Genomic DNA, 20067 nt, shown 5'->3' with positions numbered 1-20067 from the left:
CTGAGGTAGAGATTAGAGCCGTATCGGGGGACTTGATTATGCAAGATTTTGCGAAGCGTTACAGCGTCGGGATTGGCCTCCTTCTCGCGCTTGCTGCGGGTCCAGCCTTGGCCGCGCGGCCCATGATGATTCACGTCAAGCCTGGGGCGAGCTATGACGGGACGGTCGCTGACTATAAGGTCTGCAACAAGGCGTTCGTGGACCCGACGGCGCGCCCACCGATGGTTCCGTTGCGCGCACCGCTCGCCGCCCAGGCGGGCGCGGCCGCTGCGACGGGCTTCATGCAAGGCTATATGGAAGCCAAGGCTCGGGCTGAATATGTCGATACGTGCATGTCGGCCCTTGGCTACACCAAGATCGACATGACGCCTGGGGAGCGCGCGGCCGTGAAGGGTCTCAAGGGCGAACCCGCAAAAAAGACTTGGTTCGACGCGTTCTTCAACACGGACCTGAGCGCGCGCATCGCGGCCGTATCAACGGCGACGAGCGTCGAAGGACCTCCTCCTAAGCCCTGACCCATGCGTCAGTCTTGACCCCGCTACCGCGCCGCCGCAATCTTCTCGCAACTGCGAAATAAGAACACGACGCCGGGAGCACGCGCATGAAGACCCCCAGAGGCTTTTTCAAACCCCTGGCCATCGGTGCCCCCACGCCTTGGCGCGAGCCACCCGCGCGGGTGGAGCGGATGATCCATTTCGTGCCGCCGCACCTGGACAAGGTCCGCGCCAAGATCCCCGAGATCGCCTTGAGCGTCGATGTCATCCTGGCCAATCTGGAGGACGCCATCCCCGCTGACGCCAAGGGCGCGGCCCTGGCTGGAACCATCGAGCTGGCCCGCGCCACCGATTTCAAGGCCCTGGGCGTGGGCCTGTGGGTCCGGATCAACTGCCTCAACTCACCCTGGCACCTCGACGAGGTGGCCACCCTAGTCGAGAAGGCCGGAAACCAGATCGACGTGATCATGGTCCCCAAGGTCGAGGGGCCGTGGGACATCTTCTACATGGACCAGTTGCTGGCCTCGCTGGAGGCCAAGCATGGGGTGACCCGGCCGATCCTGCTGCACGCCATCCTGGAGACTGCCGAGGGGGTGATGAATGTCGAGCAGATCGCCGGGGCCAGCTCGCGCATGCAGGGCATCAGCCTGGGCCCGGCCGACCTGGCCGCCAGCCGGGCCATGAAGACCACGCGGGTGGGCGGGGGACATCCCGGCTACCGCGTCATCGAGGATCCGCACACCGACGGGTCGCCCCGCGTTTCGGTGCAGCAGGACCTGTGGCACTACACCTTCGCCAAGATGGTCGACGCCTGCGCGGCCCATGGCATCAAGCCGTTCTACGGTCCGTTCGGGGCCATCGACGATCCCGTGGCCTGCGAGCAGCAGTTCCGCAACGCCTTCCTGATGGGCTGCGCCGGCGCCTGGAGCCTGCATCCCAGCCAGATCGACATCGCCAAGCGGGTGTTCTCGCCGGCGCCGGACGAGGTGGCTTTTGCTCGCCGCATCCTGGAGGCCATGCCCGACGGCACGGGCGTGGCGATGCTGGACGGCAAGATGCAGGACGACGCGACCTGGAAACAGGCCAAGGTCATGGTCGATTGCGCCCGGCAGATCGCGGGGAAGGATGCGGAGTATGCGGCGCTGTATGGGTTCTGAGGCTCACCCACTTGCCCCCACCTGACCGCTTCGCGGTCTGTCCGCCCCCAAAGGGGGCGGAGCTCGCAAGGCGCCGGCGGCGGGGCTCTTCCCCCTCTGGGGGAAGACGATCGCGAAGCGATCCGTAAGGGGCAAGTGTTCGCTAAACCTACGCTAGCCGCGTCTCGATCTTCGACCCCGCCGTCAGCATCTTGTGCACGGGGCACTGCTCGGCGATCTCTATCAGCCGCGCGCGTTGGGCTTGGTCCAGGTCGCCGCCCAGGGTGACTTCGCGATCGAAGATGTCGGCGGGCAAGGCCGTCACGTCTCGCCGCCAGGTCACCGCCACATGCACCGCGCCCAACGGCCAGGCTTTGCGCCTGGCGTAAAGCCGCAGCGTCTGGGTGGTGCAGGCCGCCAGGCCGGCGGCCAACAGGTCGTGGGGGTTGGGGCCCAGGTCCAGGCCGCCTTGCGAGGGCGACAGGTCGCCGACGAACCGGGCGGGGCCGGCGCTGATCAGGATCTGGACGCCGCCATGGCCGCTGTCATCGACGACGGCGGAGGGGCGGGCGGGCTCGATGGTCATGGCGCGGACTCCGAATAGCGACCGAATTTGCTACCGTAAAGCGCGGCCGTCTTGCACGGTTTTATGGAGCCTAGGCCGCCGCCCGCTGGGCCGACGTCACGTCGAACAGGCGTGTCGCGCCGCGCCAGACCTCGATGGTGTCGCAGCCGCGGTGCACGCCGACCAGGTCTTCGGCGCGGCGACGCGCGGCGGCGTCGTCAAGGCAGGGGGTGACATCGAAGCGTGGCACCGAGCCATCCGGCTCGACACAGAAGAAAGTGAACACCTGCATGGGAACGTCCGTTCGCATCAGGCGGGACCGGGTCCATATTCGATGGGCGGGGCCGCGGGCGTCGGCTGTTTTCTGAGCCGACCGGAGGGATATAGGCGATGGTCCCGTCTCCCGCCAGGGATCATGGGTTTCGAAACGGGACTCTCCTGGGAGACGAATCCCCAGGACTCAAAAGGGTTCCGGCTGAGTGACGGTGTCGCTGCGACGACGAGTCGCAGGCCGAGGTCTCCGCCAAACCTTCCTAAACAAGCAATGAGTCCCGCTTGAGTCGGAGGTTGGGCGAATTAGGACCTGGGCGCCGCCAAAACCGGTTCCGTTTTGCGGCTTCGCGCTCTAGGTTCGCCACCTTTCCGCAACGGCGACGTTAAGAGACTCATGGCCGCGCATTATCTCGACTTCGAGCGACCCATCGCCGATCTGGAAAGCAAGATCGAGGAGCTGTCCAAGCTCTCCGAAACGGCTGGTCCCGGCGCGTTCGACGGCGAGATCCAGGCCCTGCGCGATCGCGCCCAGCAGATGCGCAAGGAGGCCTATGCCGGCCTTGACGCCTGGCAGAAGACCATGGTCGCCCGCCATCCCGAGCGCCCGCACCTGAAGGACTATATCGCCGGCCTGATCGACCAGTTCGTCGAGCTGCGCGGCGACCGCAAATTCGCCGACGACCAGGCCATCGTCGGCGGCCTGGGCCGGTTCCGCGGCATCCCGGTTGTGGTCATGGGCCACGAGAAGGGCCACGACACCACCACCCGCCTGAAGCACAATTTCGGCATGGCCCGCCCCGAGGGCTACCGCAAGGCCGTGCGGCTGATGGACATGGCCGAGCGCTTCAACCTGCCGGTCATCACCTTCGTCGACACCGCCGGCGCCTATCCGGGCCTGGGCGCCGAGGAACGCGGCCAGGCCGAGGCCATCGCCCGCTCGACCGAGCGTGGCCTGGTGCTGGGCACGCCGATGATCGCCACCATCGTCGGCGAAGGCGGCAGCGGCGGGGCCATCGCCCTGGCCGGCGCCAACAAGGTGCTGATCCTCGAGCACTCGATCTATTCGGTGATCTCGCCGGAAGGCGCGGCCTCGATCCTGTGGCGCGACGGCGCCCGGGCCAAGGACGCCGCCGCCAACATGAAGATCACCGCCCAGGACCTGATCGGCCTGAAGATCGTCGACCGAATCGTCGAGGAACCGGCCGGCGGGGCCCATTCCGATCCCTCCGCCGCCATCGAAGCGGTGGGCGACGCGGTCGAGGACGAACTGAAGGCCCTGATGAAGCTGTCGGCCGCCGAGCTGAAGAAACAGCGCGCGGCGCGGTTCTACGCCATTGGGCGCGAAGGGCTGCAGTAGGTTCGGGACCCGCCGCCGGCCTCGAAAATCGATGTTCGCTGGCGTGCGACCGGAAGTCCGCTAAGGCGGCGCTCCAGGGTGGAGCTTACTCGACAATGCACTTTCTAGTCGTCGCGACCGTCCTGCTCCTGGCCGCCGCGCCGATCGTCCAGGCCAGGCCAGCGCCGGCCAAGCGCCCCTCGGCGGTGGATCACTGCCTGGAACCGGGACCCAATATCGCCGTCTTGAACTGCGTTTCCTACCTTGCCGACGTCCAGGACGGGCGTCTCAACCGGTCCTACAAGGCCGCCATTGCGTGATTGAAAAGGCCGGAGCAGAAGGCCGCATTGAGGTCCGCCCAACGCGGCTGGATCGCGTCCCGCGACGCCGAATGCTTGCCCTAAGCCGATGAGTCGGAGTTTTGCCAGCAGGGCAAGATCGACGTCGAGGTCTGCGTGCTGGACCAGACCCGCCAGCGCGCTGGCGAACTTGAGCGCTATCGATAGCGGATAGCGGCCGCCAGGGGGTAAAAGACGGCTGCGGTAAACACCCCGGCAAGCACTGTGACGTCACCGTGAAGTTTTCGCGAAATAGCAGCGCTTCAGCGTTCAGGTTAGCACACCGTTAGCCGAGAAATGGTCCCTCCACCGAATAGTGGAGGCGTATCATGTTCACCTTGCGAGACACCGTTTCATCCCTCGCGCCCGCACGGGCCGAGGACCTGGGCAAAACGCTGTATGACCGATTCCGCGAAGAGCCCGACACACTGATCGTGCCGGTGCTCGACGATGAAGACCGGCCCATCGGTCTCGTGGAGCGCAACGCCTTTTTCCTGCGCATGGCCGCCGAATATGGCCGCGCCCTCTACGCCAATCGGCCGATCTCGGTGTTGATGGACGCCCAGCCCCTGGTGGTCGAGGCCGATGTCGAGCTGGCGGCCTTCACCAGCGACAGCCTGTCCTATCGGGCGTCCGACCTGCTGCGCGGCTTCATCGTCACCGACGGCGGGCGCTATCTGGGGGTCGGCACGGTGCTGGGTCTGCTGCAGGCCGCCAACGAGACCAACCGCCGGGGCGTCGAGGCCCTTGCCGCCGCCAAGGCCGCCGCCGACCAGGCCCACACCTTCATGACGGCGGTGGTCGAGGCCATACCCTCAATGGTGTTCGTCAAGCGGGCCGACGACCATGCCTATGTCCTGCTCAACCGGGCCGGCGAGAAGATGCTCGGCCACCCCCGCGCCGAGATGATCGGCCGCACCGACGCCGACTTCTATCCGCCCGAGCAAGCGGCGATCTACCGGGCGCGCGACGCCGAGGTGATCTCGTCGGGCGAGGTGCGGGTGATCGAGGAAGACCACGTGCCGCGCAAGGATGGCTCGATCGCCCTGTTGCGCACCAAGAAGATCGCCATCATCGGTCCCGACGGCCAGGCCGAATATCTGCTGGGCGTCTCCGAGGACATCGCCGAGCGCAAGCGAGCCGAGGCTCAGATCGCCCGTTTGGCCCATTATGACCCGCTGACCGACCTGCCCAACCGCCTGCTATTTCAGAAGGACCTGTCGGCGGCCCTGGCCCGGGCGGCGCGGCGCGAGGAACTGGTGGCGGTGCACTGTGTCGACCTGGACCGCTTCAAGACCGTCAACGACACCCTCGGCCATCCGGTCGGCGACGCCCTGCTGAAGACCGCCGCTGAGCGTCTGCGGGCTTGCGTGCGCGAGGGCGACACCGTCGCGCGGCTGGGCGGCGACGAGTTCGCGGTGGTGCAGACCGGTTTGACCGACCTGTCCGGCGCCACGCGTCTGGCTAGCCGGATCGTCGAGGCTCTGGCCGAGACCTTCGACCTGCAGGGCCACCAGGTGATGATCGGCGGCAGCGTCGGGGTGGCCATATCGCCTACGGACGGGGCGGGCGCCGATGAGTTGCTGAAAAAGGCCGACATGGCGCTGTACCGCGCCAAGGCCGACGGGCGTGGGACCTTCCACTTCTTTGAACGGGCGATGGACGAACAGCTCCAGGCCCGCCGCGCCCTCGAGCTCGACCTCCGCCTGGCCCTAGTCGAAGGCCAGTTCGAACTCTATTACCAGCCGCTGTTCAGCCTCGGCGCCGACCGGGTGATGGGCTGCGAGGCGCTGCTGCGCTGGAACCATCCGACGCGTGGCATGGTCTCGCCGGGCGACTTTATCCCGCTCGCCGAGGAGATCGGCCTGATCAACCCGCTGGGCGAATGGGTGCTGCGCGAGGCCTGCCGCGAGGCGGCCGGCTGGCCCGACCATGTGCGCCTGGCGGTCAATCTGTCGCCGTCGCAGTTTCGCGACAAGCAGTTGGTGAGAACCGTGGTCTCGGCCCTGGCCGCCTCGGGGCTGCCCGCCGAGCGACTGGAACTGGAGATCACCGAGTCTGTGCTGTTGCACAACACCGCCGGCAACATGTCGATCCTGCATGACCTCAAGACCCTGGGCGTGCGGATCTCGATGGACGACTTCGGCACCGGCTATTCCAGCCTGAGCTATCTGCGCAGCTTTCCGTTCGACAAGATCAAGATCGACCAGACCTTCGTGCGCGACATCCTCGACGACCCCGACGCCCTGGCGATCATCAAGGCCGTGCTCGACCTGGGCGCCAGCCTGGGCATCACCACCACGGCCGAGGGCGTCGAGACGGTGGAGCAGCTGGACGAGCTGCGCCGCCAGGGCTGCGGCGAGATCCAGGGCTATTTCATCAGCCGTCCCAAGCCGGCGGCCGAGATCGCCGCGATGCTGGGGGCCAGGGTCCCGGTCGAGCCCGGCGCCCGCCTGGAAAGTCATCGCGCCGCGCGGGCCCTCAAGCGGGCCTGAAACGCAATCAGCGTTCGGATCGTGTTCGGGCGGCTTGGAGGGCGCCGCCTCCAAGCCGCCCGAGGACCCATGTCGCAACTGACGCTGTTCAAGCCGCTGACCTTGCGGGGCCTGACTCTGAAGAACCGCATCGTGGTCTCGCCGATGTGCCAATATGTGGCCGTCGACGGGGTGGCCCAGGACTGGCACCTGGCGCATCTGGCGCGGTTCGCGATCGGCGGGGCGGGCGTGGTGTTCGTCGAGGCCACGGCCGTCGAGCCGCGCGGCCGCATCACCCATGGCGACCTGGGCCTGTGGAACGTCGCTCAGCAGGCGGCCCTGGCCAGGATCGCCAGCATGATCAAGGGGCTGGGCGCGATCCCCGCCATCCAGCTGGCCCATGCCGGACGCAAGGCCAGCACCCATCGCCCGTTCGAGGGCGGGGGTCCTATCCTGCCTGACAACGCCAAACCCGGCGAGCCGGCCTGGGCCGCCCTGGCCCCCAGCGCCGTGCCCTTCGCTCCGACCTGGCCAACGCCTGAGGCCGCGACCCTGGACGACATCGCGGCGATCAAGGCGGCCTTCGCGGCCTCGGCCAAGCGCGCCTTGGCGGCCGGCTTCGAGATCATCGAGATCCATTGCGCCCACGGCTATCTGTTGACAGAGTTCCTGTCGCCGATCAGCAACCAGCGTGACGACGCCTATGGCCGAGCCTGGGCGGGCGGATGCGTCTGCCGCTGGAGGTGGTCGACGCGGTGCGCGAAGTCTGGCCCCACGAGCGGCCGCTGTTTGCGCGGATTTCCTCGGTGGACGGGACCGAGGGCGGCTGGGACCTGGAGGATAGCGTCATACTGGCCCGCCAGATGAAAGCACGCGGCGTCGATGTAGTCGATTGCTCGTCGGGCGGGCTGACGCCGTCGATCGCCACCCTGCCGACGCCGGCGCCGGGCTATCAGTTCGACTACGCCGCCACGGTGCGCCGCCAGGCCGGGGTTCCGACCATGGCCGTGGGGCTGATCGTCGAACTGGCCCAGGCCGAATTCGCCCTGGCCTCGGGTCAGGCGGACCTGGTTGCCCTGGGTCGGCAGATGCTCGACGATCCCAACTGGCCGCTGCGGGCCTTGGCCGAGGTGGACGCCGAGCATATCGGCGGCCCGGAATGGCCGGCGCCGGTCGGCTATGCGATCAAGGCGCTGAACAAGGTCAAGGCCAAGTACGGCCTGCTCCGCAAGGAAACCTCGACGTTCTGAGGTGATGATTAGCGGTTAGCCGGCGTGATGAACCTGCAGCAAGCCTGGATCGCCGGCTGGGCTTTTTCGGGCTCGACCGGTACGAAGCCGGAGCCGTCCCTGACATAGATGATGTTGCCTTCGACGTGGTCGAGACCGGCCGCGCCGATCACAGCGAAATAGTAGGTCTTACCCGTTTCGATATCGATCTGGAGCTCAGCGTTGCTTTGCGCGGAAAGCAGGGGCCAGGCCAGTTTGAACTTATGAGCTCCGACCGCAACCTGAACTGCAGTAAAGCTGTTCTGCTTTAGAGCTGCGACATTTCGGCCGTCGATTTTCAGCGTCGTCGACCACAGGGTCGGCTCGGCATAGGCGCGGAAGATGAAGACGTTTTCAACCCCAGCGGGCGCAGTGACAAGATCAGAAACCTCCGCCTGGGTGGGTGAGGCGGTCAGGACAGCGAGCAGGCCCAGCGAGGCCAAGGCGAACTTTCTAAGCGGCACCGGGGTTCCTTCGCGGCTGACTTGATGCGAGGAACCCTAAGCGGCGCTTTGGGTGAGCTCAATGGGGCTGCCTAGTCTTAAGCCACCGTCTTCAGCGCCTCGCCCAGTTCCTCGACCATCTCCGGCGTTGTCGCCCAGGAGCACATGAACCGCGCCGTGCCGTCGAGGAAGCGGTAGACGAACCAGCCCCGGCCCCGCAGCCGCTCCAGGGCCGCGTCGTCCATATCGACGAACAGGCCGTTGGCCTCGACCGGGTGGCGCAGTGGGAAGGGCATCAGGTCCGCAAGCTTGCGCGCCATGGCGTTGGCGTGGGCCGCCCGCGCCGCCCACGGGCCGCCGTCATTGTCCTCGCCTAGCAGGCCCAGCCAGGGGGCCGACAGGAACCGGCCCTTGGAGACCAGTTGGCCGGCGTGCTTGAGGCGGGCATCGAGCCGGCGGTGCAGGTCCTTGTCGAGGAAGACCACGGCCTCGGTCGGCGTCGAGCCGGCCTTGGTGCCGCCAATCACCAGGATATCGACGCCGATCTTGGCCACCCGCTTGAGGTCAAAACCCGCCGCCACGGCGTTGGCCAGGCGAGCGCCGTCGAGGTGTACGCCGTATCCCTGAGCCTTGGCCGGGGCGATCAGGGCGGCCAGGTCGTCGGCGCCATAGACCGTGCCATATTCGGTGGCGTTGGTCAGGGACAGGGCTGCGGCCGGTTGGCGGTAGGAGACATCGGGTTCGGCCAGGGCCGCTTCCAGCGCCGGCAGTTCGATCTTGCCCGAGGCGCCGGGCAGGCCGATCAGGCCGACGCCCTGGCCGAAGAAGCCGGGAGCGCCGGTTTCGTCGGTGCAGATGTGGGCGTGCTCGTGGGCCAGCACCGCCTCATGCGGACGCGCCAGGCAGGTCAGGGCGAAAGCGTTGGCCGCCGTGCCCGAGGCGGTGAACCGCACCTCGGCGTCGCTGTCGAGCAGGGCGCGGATGCGATCGGCCGCCGCAGCGCTGACATGGTCGGTCCCATAGCCGGAGGCGGTTCCGGCATTGGCGGCGATCAGGGCCTCCATCACCTCGGGCATGGCGCCCGCGACATTGTCGGAGGCGAAGTCGTAGCGGGCTTGGCTCATGGGATTGCGATAGGGCGGGTTCGGCGGCCCGGCAAGACCCCTCTCGCTCGCCACCAACCTACCCGGAGTGGCCTTCGCCTTTCACCCAAAGCGGTTGTCATCCCGGACAAGGCCCAACGGGCCGCAGATCCGGGACCGACCCGTGAACGCAGGCGCTTCCGGCGGTCCCGTTGGGCCTTGTCCGGGATGACAAACTTTGTTGGTTGTCTAGCGAGGTCAGCCCACGGCGCGCGCCCAGGCCCGGACCTCGTCGACGAACAGTCCAGGCTCTTCCATCGCCGCGAAATGGCCGCCGCGCGGCAGTTCGGTCCAGCGGGTGATGGTGTAGGCCCGGTCGGCCCAAGTGCGCGGCGGAGCCTGGTAGAGCACCTCGCCTGGGAAGTTGGCGAAGGCGGTGGGGGTCTCGCAGCGCACGCCCTCGGGCAGGGTGATCCCGCCCTCCTCCATCAGGCCGCGATAGTACCAGGCCCCGGTCGTGAAGCTGCCGGTCATCACGTAGATCATCAGGTTGGTCAGCAGCTGGTCGCGGCTGAACACCTGCTCGAACGACTTTCCGGACAGGTCGGCCCAATCGTGGAAGCGTTCCAGTATCCAGGCGGCCTGGCCCACCGGGTTGCTGGCTCCCAGCCAGGCCAGGGACTGCGGCTTGGAGACCTGCAGGCGCAGATAGGCGCCCATCATGTCCATGGCGAAGGCGGTGCGCTGCACCCAGGCGACCTCGGCCTCGCCCTGGGGCGGACCAGCGGGGCGAAAGCCGATCATGTTCAGGTGGATGGCCTTGACGTGGGCGGCGTGGTCCAGCCCCAGCCACGAGGTGATCAGCCCACCCCAATCGCCGCCCTGGGCGAGGTAGCGGTCATAGCCGAGCACGTCGGTCATCAGGCTGTTGAAGAGGCGCGCGGTGGTCCGCTGGCCGATCGGCTTGGCGGGCTTGGACGAGAAGCCAAAGCCCGGCAGGGACGGGATCACCAGGTCGAAGGCGTCGGCCGGATCGCCGCCATGGCGCGACGGGAAGGCCAGGGGCTCGATGGCCGCCCAGAACTCGTAGTGGCTGCCCGGCCAACCGTGGCTGAGCAGCAGCGGGCGCTTGCCTTGGGCTTCGCCGACCACGTGGACGAAGTGCAGGTCGAAATCCTCGACCCGGGCGGTGAACTGCGGGAATCGGTTGAGCTGCGCCATGGCGGCGGCGACGTCGAAGCCGTCGGTCCAATAGGCAGTGATCTCTTTGAGGAATTGGGCGTCGCACCCGTGGTTCCAGCCACCGCCCTCCGGCGCGGGCGGGAACTCATAGGCCCGGACCTGGTCCAGGACCTTGCCGATCGCGGCGTCGCTCCAGGCGACCTTAAAGGGCTGCGGCATCACGTCCTCCCGTCTGTTTTCAAGAAGGTGCTGCGGGTGACGTGGGGGGCGTCAAGCGCTCCCCCAAAACTCCGCTCATGCCGACTTTCGCTCGGGACTTCGTGCGTCTGACGCCGGACGTCTGACGCTGGAGGCCGGCGAGCGCGAGCTCGGCGCTAAGCGCGCACGCTGCACCGGTGACGGCGGCGCCGCAAACGTTCGGCGCCGTCCGATCCGCCTTCCTAACCCCGCGCGGCGACCGCCAGGCCGGGGAAGTCGCTGAACACCCCGTCGACGCCGGCGGCGTATAGCGCCTTGAACACCTTCGAGACCTCGCCCGGTTGGGCCAGATAGTCGGCCGCAGCCGGGTCGCCCCGGCGCAAGGACGCCGGCAGGAAGTAGTTCTCGGCCCGGACCGTCCAGGGGTGGACCACCAGGCCGGTGGCGTGGGCGTCCTTCACCAGACTGGTGGCCGGCAGCAGGGTGTCGGCGTCCTGCGGGATGATCTGGGTCTTCTCCGCGCCCAGGCCGTCGGCATAGAGCGCCACGCCTTTCAGGCCCTCGGGGCTGCAAAGCTGGGCGTAGGTGACGTTGGGCAGGTCGGCCGGACCGCCTTGACCCGCCGTCAGCAGCACCAGTCGTGCCTTGGTCTTGCCCCGGATGGCCTTCAACGGCCCAACCTCGAAGCACTGGACGAAGACCGGCGCAGTGGCTGAGTTCAGGTCATGGGCCTTGAGCAGGGCGACCAGGCGATCCTCGACCGGCAGGCCGATGCCGGCGAAATAGGTCGGATGCTTCATCTCGGGATAGACGCCGATCGTTCGCCCCGAGCGCTGGCTGCCCACCTTGGCGATGGCCACCACCTCGTCGAAGGTCAGAAGCTGGGCCTGGCCGTCATATCTGGTATTGCCGGGACGAAGTTGCGGCAGGCGCTCGCGGGCCCGCAGCGTCTTGATCTCGGCCAGGGTGAAGTCCTCGGTGAACCAGCCGGTGATCTGTTGGCCGTCGATGGTCTTGGTGGCCTTGCGGCCGGCGAATTCCGGATGGCTGGCGACGTCGGTGGTTCCGCCGATCTCATTCTCATGCCGGGCGATCAGGTGGCCGTCCTTCGTCGGGACCAGGTCGGGCTCGATGAAGTCGCAGCCCTGGTCGATGGCCAGGTCGTAGGCCAGGGCGGTGTGTTCCGGCCTCAGGCCCGACGCGCCGCGATGAGCGATGACGATCGGCTTTCTGGGCGCGGCGAAGCTCATGGCGGGGATCAGGGCGCCAGCCAGGGCGGCGGTCGTGAGGGCGCGGCGGGTCAGCAAGGTCATGGTCGCCATCTAGCGCGCCGATGTGACGTTTTGACCAGAGCCGCGCCATCGATCCGGCGCACGCCAGCGGCCTAAAATCTTTTTCTGCGGACGCCGTGTCCGGCGCGCAGGCCAGCGCGTAGCTGCTGTCGACAGGCCCGACCAGTACGGCTTTCCGGGTCATCGTCCGTGAGCCCGCCGCCCCGCCGCCCCGTCCCCCACCAGACCGGCGGGCGAGCCTCGACCCTTCGGCCTCCTTCCCCCCCGTCGGAGGCGGGGGGGCCTTGCGCTCAAGAGCATTTTTCGAGCGGGAGTGGTTCCTGTTCGCGTAAAGAAAAATGCGTCAAAACAAAAGATTAGAGTTCACACCCCGACGCAGTCAGGTCGGGAAATGCTCTAGCCCTTGGACGAGCGCTCGAGAATGGCCTTCAGGCTCTGGGCCTTTTGCGGAAGATCCGACGCCAGGCGCGACGCCATTTCGCGAATCCCCACCGCATAGGCCTCGCCGCCTTCCGCGATCTCGCGCGCCCGCTGAGCCAGGTCCTCCAGGTCGCGAGCCATGGCTTCAACCTGCTCGCGGGCCAGCATGCGCGCTTCATCCTGCAGACGCCGGACGCGCTGGGTCGTGGTCTCCGGCCCACGGCTGAAGTTATAGACCTCGACCGGATCGACGCCTTTGTCGGGGACAACGGTCAGATGGGGACCACTCATGGGCGTTTTGGCTCCACCGGCGGCGCAAACAGCGCCGGCCTTGCAAGTACAAGCCACGGCGACCCTCGCCGTTCCCGGCGGGCGGCGCGATCCGTGCGATCGCTCCGATGCTGTGGCGCTGAGGACACTTAATCCTGACCGGGACGATGTCGCGCCTAGGTTTCAGGCTTCCAGGTCGCTGGATCGCAGGCGCCTTGATAGGTGCTGACCGCCTGCATCTTGAGGGTCTGTTTGCGGCCATAGGCCCCCAGGGTCAGGTTGAGGTCGGTGGTCGCGGTGGTGGTGAAGTCGCCGCTGACGACACCCGACAGCGCGTAGTCGACGCCCTTGTGCTTGCACGCCTGGTCGATGTGGAAGCCGTCCGCCGTCCGGGTGAGGGTGGGCTTGCCGCAGGGGCTGGCCTTCTGGACGGCGTCGGCGCCGGGGTCGTAGCCTTCGCCAACGCACCGGGCGGTGGTTTCCTCGCCGGCCGGGGTCTTGGTTACGGTCGTCCACAGGCCTGGCCTGAGGGTCTGGGGCCCGCCGGCGACCGGAGTTGCCTGCTGCGACGCGGCCGCTCCGCCCGGCGCGACCGGCCTGTCATCGGTGCGCGAACAGGCGGCCAGACCCATCAGCCCGGAGGCGACCATGATCGCCAGGCTCGAATTCAGGGCGTAACTCGGCATTCGGAACCTCCCCGGCGTGTGACCTTTTGAAGTTAAGGTCTTTGAAGCGCCAAGAGTTGCAACCCTTGGAGCCTTCACCGGGTCCGGCGAGGCTCCAGAGCATTTTTCGAGCGGAAGTGGTTCCGGTTCGCGTGAAGAAAAATGCGTCAAAACAAAATATTAGAGTTCACGGCCTGACGCAGTCAGGTCGGGAAATGCTCTAGCCGGGATAGACAGCCATGGCGGGCGTGTGACCACTGGCCGGCTGCGGCTGCGGCTGCGGCTGCGGCTGCGGCTGCGGCTGCGGCTGCGGCGCGACGGGGGCGGCAGCGGCGGGCGCGGGGCGCTGGAACTTCAGGCTGCGGCCCTGGAACTGCGCGCCGGTTTCCATGGCCAGCTGTTCATGGGTGATGTCGCCATCGACCACGGCCGTCCCATAGAGCCGCACCTGCTTGGCCGAGACCGCGCCGGTCACCCGGCCGTGGATCTCGATGACCTGAGCGTAGAGCGTACCCTCGACCCGGGCGTTGGGGCCCAGGACCAGCTTGCCGACCCGGATGTCGCCCTGGATCACGCAATCCAGGTGCAGTTCGCCGTCGCCGAGCACGTCGCCCTTGATGGCCACGCCTTGGGCGATCATCGAGGCGGGCTTGGGCCGCAGCGTCGGCGTCGGCGTCGGCGTCGGGGCCATGGCTAATTGCGGGGTCGGCTCGATCTGGGCCAGTGGCGTGAAGGCGGGAGCGGAAGGGGCGGTTTTTTTGGCGAACATGGCGAGGGCCTTGTCTCGAAATGGAGCGTTGTGGGGAAAGCTCAGCAAGAGCGGCGCCGTCAGACCTTCGTCACAGGGGAGGATATATTCGCCCCGACTCGCGCCATGCTGCGCCATCCGGAGTTCCCCAAGCCATGGCCGATTCCCTCGAACATCTGATCGACCGTCTGCGCGAGGTCGAGGCGCAGATCGAAGCCGCCTTCGCCGCGCGGGCCACGGATCATGACGCCAAGCACGCGGTCGAGCGGGATGCGGTTGGCAAGCCCTGTTTCAAGGCCGACGCCTTGCGTCGCCAGAAGGTCCACCGCAAGACCCTGGGCCTGGCTCGCGTGCCGTTGCCGACCCTGCTGACCATGCCGCTGATCTACGGCATGGTCCTGCCGCTGGTGATCCTCGATGTCAGCATCAGCCTCTACCAGCTGGGCTGTTTCACCGCCTGGGACATCATGCGGGTCAAGCGTTCGGACTATGTGGTCATCGACCGCCACCGGCTGGGCTATCTGAACCTGGTGCAGAAGCTCAACTGCGCCTTCTGCGGCTATGGCAACGGCGTCATCGCCTATGCCCGCGAGGTCACCGCCCGCACCGAACAATATTGGTGCCCGATCAAGCACGCCCTCAAGGTCAAGGGCAGCCACGAGCGCTACCGCGACTTCCAGGCCTATGGCGACGCCGAGGGTTATCTGGCGAGCTCGGGGGCGTATCGAGAGCGGCTGAAGCGGGGCCTGTAGGCCGGCTCGGGACTGTCGATCAGAGCGACAATACCGCGCCCGAAAACAATGCTGGGTCGTAGGAGATAGAATTTACCTGGGATGCGATCGGCCGGCACCTAGGAGCGCCCGGTATGTGACCATAATGAGACAATTTTCAACGAACTGTTTCATTACCGCAATGTAAATTGACCGACCGTGCCTCTCCCCCATAGCTCCTCTCCCATCGCCGCCAGGAAAACTGCAGCCGGCGCCGATTCTGAGGTGTCATTCGTGACACGGGGCCGATTGGGGGAACTAAACTTGACCATCAAAACCGTTCGGGAGCGCCTTTTGGCCTCCACGATGATTTGCGGCGTGGCCGCCGCAACCTTGCTGAGCGTGAGCCAGGCCGTGGCCCAGACCGCGCCCGCCCAGACCGCGCCCGCGCCGGACGCTAACGCCGTCGAAGAAATCGTCGTCACCGGCTCGCTGTTCCGCCGCACCGATACCGAGACCCCGTCGCCCGTCACTGTGCTGACCTCGGAAAACCTGCAGCGCGCCGGCATCACCACCGCCTCGGACGCCATCCGCTCGATCTCGGCCGATGGCGCCGGCTCGATCGGCACCGGCTTCCAAAGTGGCTTCAGCGCCGGCGGCTCGGCCGTCTCGCTGCGCGGCCTGGGCGTCTCCTCGACCCTCGTGCTGGTCGACGGCCTGCGCTCGACCAACTTCCCGATCAATGACGACGGCCACAACGCCTATGTCGACCTGAACAGCATCCCGTTCAGCCTGATCGACCGCGTCGAAGTGCTGAAGGACGGCGCCTCGTCGTCGTACGGCGCCGACGCCATCGGCGGCGTGGTGAACCTGAAGCTGAAGAAGACCTTCGTCGGCGTCGCCGGCAGCGTCGAAGCCGGCCAAAGCGCTCAGAATGACGCCGAGCATCGGCGCGGCGACCTGACCCTGGGCTTCGGCGACTACGCCGCCAGCGGCTGGAACGTCTATATCAACGGCGAATACCAGACCAACGACCGGGTCTCGAGCCACAGCCGCGGCTTCCCGTTCAACACCCAGGACTTGAGCTCGATCGGCGGCATCGACAACAATACCGCTGACTCGGCCATGACCACGGCCACCCCGACCGCCAATGTGACCCGGGTCAGCCAGTCGGACCTGAACAATCCGCTGGCCGGCAAGGTCGGCGCGCCGCTGACGACGTCCTACCAGTCCCTGGATCTGGGCGCCTGCCCCAACGGCACGTTCACCCAGGCTACGGCCACCGCCAACGGCACCGGCTGCAAGTGGGACCTGATCGACACCTATCGTAAAATCGCGCCGTATCAGAAGCGCTACGCCTTCAACGGCCGCCTGAGCGTGCGACTGGCCGACAATATCGAGGCCTATGCCACCGGCAGCTACTCGAACAGCTATGTCAGCATCAAGGGCGCGCCAACCGGCATCCGCCAGACGCAACCCTTCGGCGGCGCCCCCGCCCTGGCCTCGAGCAACCCCGGCATCGTCCTGCCGGTCTATATTTGTAACACCGGCGTCAACTGCGCCACCGACCTCACCGCTCCCGCGCGTCGCCTGAACCCGAACAATCCGTTCGCCACCACCTTCGCCGCAGATCCGGCCAACGGCGCCGCCCGCATCTACTATCTGTTTGGCGATCTTCCCGCCGGCAGCGATCGTTCCAACGAAGTCATCCGCGGCGCCGCCGGCATCAAGGGCAGCTTCGGCGACGACTGGAACTGGCAGATCGACGCCGTCGGCGCGCGTGACAATCTCGAGATCACGCAACACGGCCTGCTGAACATCGCCAGCATCCTCAGCGCCGTGAACACCGGCGCCTATAACTTCGTCACGCCGTCGTCGAACACCCAGGCGGTGCGCAACTTCATCTCCCCCGACAAGGTGACCCCGTCGCACTCGTCGATGATGTCGCTGGACGCCTCGATCACCAAGTCGCTGTTCGCCCTGCCGGGCGGCGACGTGCAACTGGCCGTCGGCGGCCAGGTGCGCAAGGAGCTGCTGGAAAACAATAACCAGAACGCCCGCCTCGACACCTATGCCCTGACCACTGCCTCGGCCTTCGGCAAGCATACGGTCTCGGCCGCGTTCTTCGAAGTCCTGGCCCCGGTGACCGAGCAGATCGAAGTCAACGTCTCGGGTCGCTACGACCACTATTCGGAAGGCTTCAGCCACTTCTCGCCGAAGTTCGGCGTGAAATACACGCCGCTGCGTCAACTGGCGTTCCGCGGCACCTATTCCAAGGGCTTCCGCGCGCCGACCTTCGCTGAATCGGGCCCGCGTTCGCAATATGCCGGTTTCGTCACCACCACTCCGCCGGCAAACTTCCAGGCCGCGCACGGCGGCACCACCAATCCGTACTCGCAGTCCTACAGCCTGGGTCGCGGCGTGGCCGGCAATCCGGACCTGAAGCCTGAAACCTCGCGCAGCTTCACCCTGGGCGCGATCGCCGAGCCGACTCGTTGGCTCAGCCTGACCGTCGACTATTACAACGTGAAGAAGTCCGACCTGATCATCTCGGGTCCGGACGTCAGCAAGGCCAAGGACGCCTACTACGCGGCCGCCGATCAAAGCGCCGGCTGCGCCGCCGTCGCCGCGGTGGGCGCCGGCTATTCGTGCAACGTGGTCGACGCTCCCGACCCGCTGTTCGCCGCCGCCCTGCCGCGCGTGCTGATCATCAACGTGCCTTACGTCAACGCCAACTACGCGCAGACCGAAGGCGTCGACTTCTCGGCCACCGCCAAGGTTCCGGTTACCGACTCGATCAACTGGACCAGCCGCATCGAAGTCACTCACGTCCTGAAGTACGACCTGCACACCGCCAAGGAAGTGCAGAAGTACGCCGGCACCCTGGGCCCGTACGACCTGTCGTCGGGCAACGGCACGCCGGACTGGAAGGGCAACTGGCAGAACACGGTCGACTTCGGCCGCTACACCCTGTCGGCCACCGCCTACTATGTCGGCTCGATCAAGTCGGTCGCCGCCGACACCAACGGCAGCACCGAATGCGTCCCGGGCAACCCGTATGGCGGCACCGCCAACACGGCCGCGGCCAACAAGTTCTGCACGATCAAGCGCTTCATCAATGTGGACGCCAACGCCTCGGCGGACATCACCGACAGCGTCACGGCCTATGTCAATGTCGGCAACCTGTTCGACGCCCGGGCGCCCATCGCGCCCGGCGCCTATGCCAGCGCGCCGAACTTCCTGACCACCTGGCACTATGCCGGCCTGATCGGCCGCACCTACAAGGTGGGCCTGCGCTTCAAGTTCTAGCCGACTTGAGCTCAGCCTGGGGAAGGGGCCGGTTCCGAAAGGAGCCGGCCCCTTTTTCGGGGGCGGGCGGGCGCGATCACGACCGCGACGAACTCTTGGCGCAATCGGCCGGAGACTCGTTCAGCGACCCTTCCTCGGGAGGCGGGCACGACGCGCCCTCGACCCGGGGCGGGTAGCCCATGCGCCGGGACAGCGCGTCCAGCCGCTTGCCGATCTCGTGAAAATAGTATTCGGCCTCCTCGGGCGTCGGCAGCCGACCCCGTTTGGGACGGCGGCGCTTGGCGGCGACCGGGCGGGCCTTTTGGGGGCGGGGCTGGGCCATGGGCGTTTCCTTTCGCAAGGCGCGGCTTCGCCGCCTCACGCGGCGGGCCACTGAGGGGATGGAAAGGGACGCGGAGCGCCGGACACCGTCCGGAAGTCTTTGTGTTGTGTTACCGTTTCGACGACGCCGACGCTCCGCGCGCGCGTTTTCCGTCCGCGTCCGGTAGGCGGCCCTGTTGAGGCCTAGCCGGAAAGCCGGTTCGCCGTTTCCGACGAAGGCCGGCGCCGGGGGACGCGGATCCTGAGGACGCGCACGCCTGTTCCCCGGCTGACGCCGACGGCGGGCGGGCCCCCCAACGATGGAAGTCCCCGGACCGCGCGCGTATCCCCCGCGCGCCTGTCCCCGCTCGCTCGCCCCCCGCCGCCGCAACGGTCGCTGGCCTTGCGCCCTTTCCGGTGCGGCGAGGTGGGATGATTATGCGCGCGGTCTGGACGCGCCAGCGGTGGTGACGCTGATTATCTTACAGGGCGTTGAATTTGCTGGAGCTTGGGGTGGGTGGTTATGGGGATGGAGCGGCGGCGATGCTCGAAAACGCTTCCCTCCCCCCCGCAGGGAGGGTGGCCCCGAAGGGGTCGGGTGGGGGGAGCCGGCCGCATTGAGCGCCGTCCGCCGAGCCCCTCCCCAACCCGCCCGCGTCGGCGAGGCCTCGCCTTAAAACCTTGCTGGCGAGCTTGCTCTGGCGTCTGACGGTGTCAAGGACGGTCCCGCAGGGACCGCCGCGCCGCGGCCGGCCGGAGGCCGGTCCTTGACACCGTCAGACGCCAGAGCTCCCATCCCCCAAGGGTTTAAGGCGTGGCCGCATCCGGGGCGGATGGGGGCTTTCGCCCGATGCCTACTCAGCCAGGGTCGAGGTCGATCGGCGCCATGCCTCGGCCACGTGCCTGCTCTGCTGCCTCAGCCATTCGAGCTCGGATGAGCTCAAGGGATGGCTGACGAGCGAGATAGGCGGCTTCGACCTCGGTGAGACAGTCGAGACCGTGGCCGAAGACGGCGTTCCATAAGATTTCGAGCGACTGACCATGGCGTCCCCGTAGCATGTCTAGGGTTCGGCGTGATCGCCTCACGCGGCGCGCGACGCCTCGTCCAGTTCGGCTTCGATCTGGTCGAACCAGGCGCCCCGGTCCTCGACGATCTCGACCCGGCCGGCTTCCAGATCGTCGAGGCCTTCCTGGATCAAGGCCTTGAAGCGCTCGACCTTCGCGGCCTCGCGACGTTGCTCGCGCTGAAGCAGCTCGACGGCCGCCGCCAACACCGCGTCGGCGTCGGGATAGGCCCCGGAGGCGACCTCGGCCTCGACGAAGGCCTTGAGGGGCTCGGGCAGAATGACGGAGCGCGTGGTCATGGCCGTGAGGGTACGGCGAAACCGGGGTTTCTCAAAGCGTGGGTGGTGGCCTCGGGCGTCGATGTCGAGAAAAGGGTCTGCGGGCGGTCTCAACCGGTCATCGCAACGGCTATGGATTGTAGCGGTTGAGGCGAGGTTGGGATGGGTCGTCGGGTTCGGTTGACGGATGGGCAGCGTCGGGAGCTCTGGGCGCGCTGGAA

At 67.0% G+C, this 20067-nt stretch carries 21 protein-coding genes; 10 read left to right on the top strand and 11 right to left on the bottom strand.

Annotation, left to right across the window (positions count from 1 at the left end; translation table 11 throughout):
• Positions 1-122: 122 nt before the first annotated feature.
• A complete protein-coding gene (locus tag ACP696_RS18480; protein ID WP_426033108.1) occupies positions 123-515 on the top strand; it encodes a hypothetical protein in 393 nt (130 codons plus the stop codon).
• Between the two features lie 86 nt (positions 516-601).
• Positions 602-1651 carry an HpcH/HpaI aldolase/citrate lyase family protein gene (locus ACP696_RS18475; RefSeq protein ID WP_426014421.1) on the top strand — a complete coding sequence of 350 codons (1050 nt, stop codon included), beginning with the start codon at positions 602-604 and terminating at the stop codon, positions 1649-1651.
• Between the two features lie 148 nt (positions 1652-1799).
• On the opposite strand, the gene ACP696_RS18470 is transcribed toward ACP696_RS18475, so the two are convergent.
• Both ACP696_RS18470 and ACP696_RS18465 read right to left on the bottom strand, forming a co-directional pair.
• Positions 1800-2216: an OsmC family protein gene (locus ACP696_RS18470; RefSeq protein ID WP_426014423.1), complete on the bottom strand. Its 417-nt coding sequence runs from the start codon at positions 2214-2216 to the stop codon at positions 1800-1802.
• Positions 2217-2286: 70 nt separating this feature from the next.
• Complete coding sequence (locus tag ACP696_RS18465; RefSeq protein WP_426014426.1) at positions 2287-2487, bottom strand: hypothetical protein; 201 nt, start codon at positions 2485-2487, stop codon at positions 2287-2289.
• Positions 2488-2862: 375 nt separating this feature from the next.
• Here ACP696_RS18465 and ACP696_RS18460 point away from each other — a divergent pair, with 375 nt between their 5' ends.
• The 6 genes from ACP696_RS18460 to ACP696_RS18435 all read left to right on the top strand — a co-directional run bounded on the left by ACP696_RS18460 (position 2863) and on the right by ACP696_RS18435 (position 7866).
• Positions 2863-3825: an acetyl-CoA carboxylase carboxyltransferase subunit alpha gene (locus tag ACP696_RS18460; RefSeq protein WP_426014428.1), complete on the top strand. Its 963-nt coding sequence runs from the start codon at positions 2863-2865 to the stop codon at positions 3823-3825.
• Positions 3826-3920: 95 nt separating this feature from the next.
• Positions 3921-4124, top strand: coding sequence for a hypothetical protein (locus ACP696_RS18455; RefSeq protein WP_426014429.1), 204 nt, complete (start codon positions 3921-3923; stop codon positions 4122-4124).
• The gene (locus tag ACP696_RS18450) at positions 4125-4208 is read left to right on the top strand and encodes a lysozyme inhibitor LprI family protein (RefSeq protein WP_426014742.1); all 84 of its coding nucleotides are present in this window, start codon (positions 4125-4127) and stop codon (positions 4206-4208) included.
• 263 nt (positions 4209-4471) lie between these two features.
• On the top strand, positions 4472-6637 hold the full coding sequence (locus tag ACP696_RS18445) for a putative bifunctional diguanylate cyclase/phosphodiesterase (protein WP_426044151.1): 2166 nt from the start codon (positions 4472-4474) through the stop codon (positions 6635-6637).
• A 69-nt stretch (positions 6638-6706) separates the two neighbouring features.
• A complete protein-coding gene (locus tag ACP696_RS18440) occupies positions 6707-7483 on the top strand; it encodes a hypothetical protein (protein WP_426044150.1) in 777 nt (258 codons plus the stop codon).
• Positions 7372-7866: a hypothetical protein gene (locus tag ACP696_RS18435; protein WP_426014434.1), complete on the top strand. Its 495-nt coding sequence runs from the start codon at positions 7372-7374 to the stop codon at positions 7864-7866. Before ACP696_RS18440 ends, ACP696_RS18435 begins: the two co-directional genes overlap by 112 nt.
• A gap of 8 nt (positions 7867-7874) precedes the next feature.
• On the opposite strand, the gene ACP696_RS18430 is transcribed toward ACP696_RS18435, so the two are convergent.
• From ACP696_RS18430 to ACP696_RS18400, 7 genes are all read right to left on the bottom strand, one after another.
• Complete coding sequence (locus ACP696_RS18430; protein ID WP_426044149.1) at positions 7875-8327, bottom strand: hypothetical protein; 453 nt, start codon at positions 8325-8327, stop codon at positions 7875-7877.
• A 98-nt stretch (positions 8328-8425) separates the two neighbouring features.
• Positions 8426-9451 carry a low specificity L-threonine aldolase gene (locus ACP696_RS18425; protein WP_426044148.1) on the bottom strand — a complete coding sequence of 342 codons (1026 nt, stop codon included), beginning with the start codon at positions 9449-9451 and terminating at the stop codon, positions 8426-8428.
• Positions 9452-9667: 216 nt separating this feature from the next.
• Positions 9668-10810 (bottom strand): epoxide hydrolase family protein, encoded by a 1143-nt coding sequence (locus tag ACP696_RS18420; RefSeq protein ID WP_426014438.1) that lies wholly within the window; start codon positions 10808-10810, stop codon positions 9668-9670.
• Between the two features lie 221 nt (positions 10811-11031).
• A complete protein-coding gene (locus ACP696_RS18415; protein WP_426044147.1) occupies positions 11032-12111 on the bottom strand; it encodes a glycerophosphodiester phosphodiesterase in 1080 nt (359 codons plus the stop codon).
• A 366-nt stretch (positions 12112-12477) separates the two neighbouring features.
• Complete coding sequence (locus tag ACP696_RS18410) at positions 12478-12792, bottom strand: hypothetical protein (protein ID WP_426014442.1); 315 nt, start codon at positions 12790-12792, stop codon at positions 12478-12480.
• Between the two features lie 155 nt (positions 12793-12947).
• Positions 12948-13457: a DUF3617 domain-containing protein gene (locus ACP696_RS18405; protein WP_426014444.1), complete on the bottom strand. Its 510-nt coding sequence runs from the start codon at positions 13455-13457 to the stop codon at positions 12948-12950.
• A 199-nt stretch (positions 13458-13656) separates the two neighbouring features.
• The gene (locus ACP696_RS18400; protein WP_426044146.1) at positions 13657-14205 is read right to left on the bottom strand and encodes a bactofilin family protein; all 549 of its coding nucleotides are present in this window, start codon (positions 14203-14205) and stop codon (positions 13657-13659) included.
• A gap of 134 nt (positions 14206-14339) precedes the next feature.
• Between ACP696_RS18400 and ACP696_RS18395 the strand changes: the two genes are divergently transcribed.
• The gene (locus ACP696_RS18395) at positions 14340-14936 is read left to right on the top strand and encodes a hypothetical protein (RefSeq protein ID WP_426014447.1); all 597 of its coding nucleotides are present in this window, start codon (positions 14340-14342) and stop codon (positions 14934-14936) included.
• A gap of 324 nt (positions 14937-15260) precedes the next feature.
• Positions 15261-18203 (top strand): TonB-dependent receptor plug domain-containing protein, encoded by a 2943-nt coding sequence (locus ACP696_RS18390; protein WP_426014744.1) that lies wholly within the window; start codon positions 15261-15263, stop codon positions 18201-18203.
• A 76-nt stretch (positions 18204-18279) separates the two neighbouring features.
• Here ACP696_RS18390 and ACP696_RS18385 read toward each other — a convergent pair whose 3' ends face one another.
• Together ACP696_RS18385 and ACP696_RS18380 are read right to left on the bottom strand one after the other, a co-directional pair.
• A complete protein-coding gene (locus tag ACP696_RS18385; protein ID WP_426014449.1) occupies positions 18280-18525 on the bottom strand; it encodes a hypothetical protein in 246 nt (81 codons plus the stop codon).
• A gap of 1060 nt (positions 18526-19585) precedes the next feature.
• Positions 19586-19867 (bottom strand): type II toxin-antitoxin system ParD family antitoxin, encoded by a 282-nt coding sequence (locus ACP696_RS18380; RefSeq protein ID WP_426044145.1) that lies wholly within the window; start codon positions 19865-19867, stop codon positions 19586-19588.
• Positions 19868-20067 lie beyond the last annotated feature (200 nt).

Source organism: Caulobacter sp. DWR3-1-2 (assembly GCF_049896225.1).
GTDB lineage: Bacteria > Pseudomonadota > Alphaproteobacteria > Caulobacterales > Caulobacteraceae > Caulobacter.
The sequence above is the reverse complement of the archived record's forward strand: the minus strand, read 5'-3'. Positions and strand labels throughout refer to the sequence as shown.

Excerpts from the sequence above, each read along its gene's own strand:
- ACP696_RS18480 (WP_426033108.1), top strand. The coding sequence starts at position 123 with ATGATGATTCACGTCAAGCCTGGGGCGAGCTATGACGGGACGGTCGCT.
- ACP696_RS18475 (WP_426014421.1), top strand. The coding sequence starts at position 602 with ATGAAGACCCCCAGAGGCTTTTTCAAACCCCTGGCCATCGGTGCCCCC.
- ACP696_RS18470 (WP_426014423.1), bottom strand. The coding sequence starts at position 2,216 with ATGACCATCGAGCCCGCCCGCCCCTCCGCCGTCGTCGATGACAGCGGC.
- ACP696_RS18465 (WP_426014426.1), bottom strand. The coding sequence starts at position 2,487 with ATGCAGGTGTTCACTTTCTTCTGTGTCGAGCCGGATGGCTCGGTGCCA.
- ACP696_RS18460 (WP_426014428.1), top strand. The coding sequence starts at position 2,863 with ATGGCCGCGCATTATCTCGACTTCGAGCGACCCATCGCCGATCTGGAA.
- ACP696_RS18455 (WP_426014429.1), top strand. The coding sequence starts at position 3,921 with ATGCACTTTCTAGTCGTCGCGACCGTCCTGCTCCTGGCCGCCGCGCCG.
- ACP696_RS18445 (WP_426044151.1), top strand. The coding sequence starts at position 4,472 with ATGTTCACCTTGCGAGACACCGTTTCATCCCTCGCGCCCGCACGGGCC.
- ACP696_RS18440 (WP_426044150.1), top strand. The coding sequence starts at position 6,707 with ATGTCGCAACTGACGCTGTTCAAGCCGCTGACCTTGCGGGGCCTGACT.
- ACP696_RS18425 (WP_426044148.1), bottom strand. The coding sequence starts at position 9,451 with ATGAGCCAAGCCCGCTACGACTTCGCCTCCGACAATGTCGCGGGCGCC.
- ACP696_RS18420 (WP_426014438.1), bottom strand. The coding sequence starts at position 10,810 with ATGCCGCAGCCCTTTAAGGTCGCCTGGAGCGACGCCGCGATCGGCAAG.
- ACP696_RS18415 (WP_426044147.1), bottom strand. The coding sequence starts at position 12,111 with ATGGCGACCATGACCTTGCTGACCCGCCGCGCCCTCACGACCGCCGCC.
- ACP696_RS18410 (WP_426014442.1), bottom strand. The coding sequence starts at position 12,792 with ATGAGTGGTCCCCATCTGACCGTTGTCCCCGACAAAGGCGTCGATCCG.
- ACP696_RS18405 (WP_426014444.1), bottom strand. The coding sequence starts at position 13,457 with ATGCCGAGTTACGCCCTGAATTCGAGCCTGGCGATCATGGTCGCCTCC.
- ACP696_RS18400 (WP_426044146.1), bottom strand. The coding sequence starts at position 14,205 with ATGTTCGCCAAAAAAACCGCCCCTTCCGCTCCCGCCTTCACGCCACTG.
- ACP696_RS18395 (WP_426014447.1), top strand. The coding sequence starts at position 14,340 with ATGGCCGATTCCCTCGAACATCTGATCGACCGTCTGCGCGAGGTCGAG.
- ACP696_RS18390 (WP_426014744.1), top strand. The coding sequence starts at position 15,261 with ATGATTTGCGGCGTGGCCGCCGCAACCTTGCTGAGCGTGAGCCAGGCC.
- ACP696_RS18385 (WP_426014449.1), bottom strand. The coding sequence starts at position 18,525 with ATGGCCCAGCCCCGCCCCCAAAAGGCCCGCCCGGTCGCCGCCAAGCGC.
- ACP696_RS18380 (WP_426044145.1), bottom strand. The coding sequence starts at position 19,867 with ATGACCACGCGCTCCGTCATTCTGCCCGAGCCCCTCAAGGCCTTCGTC.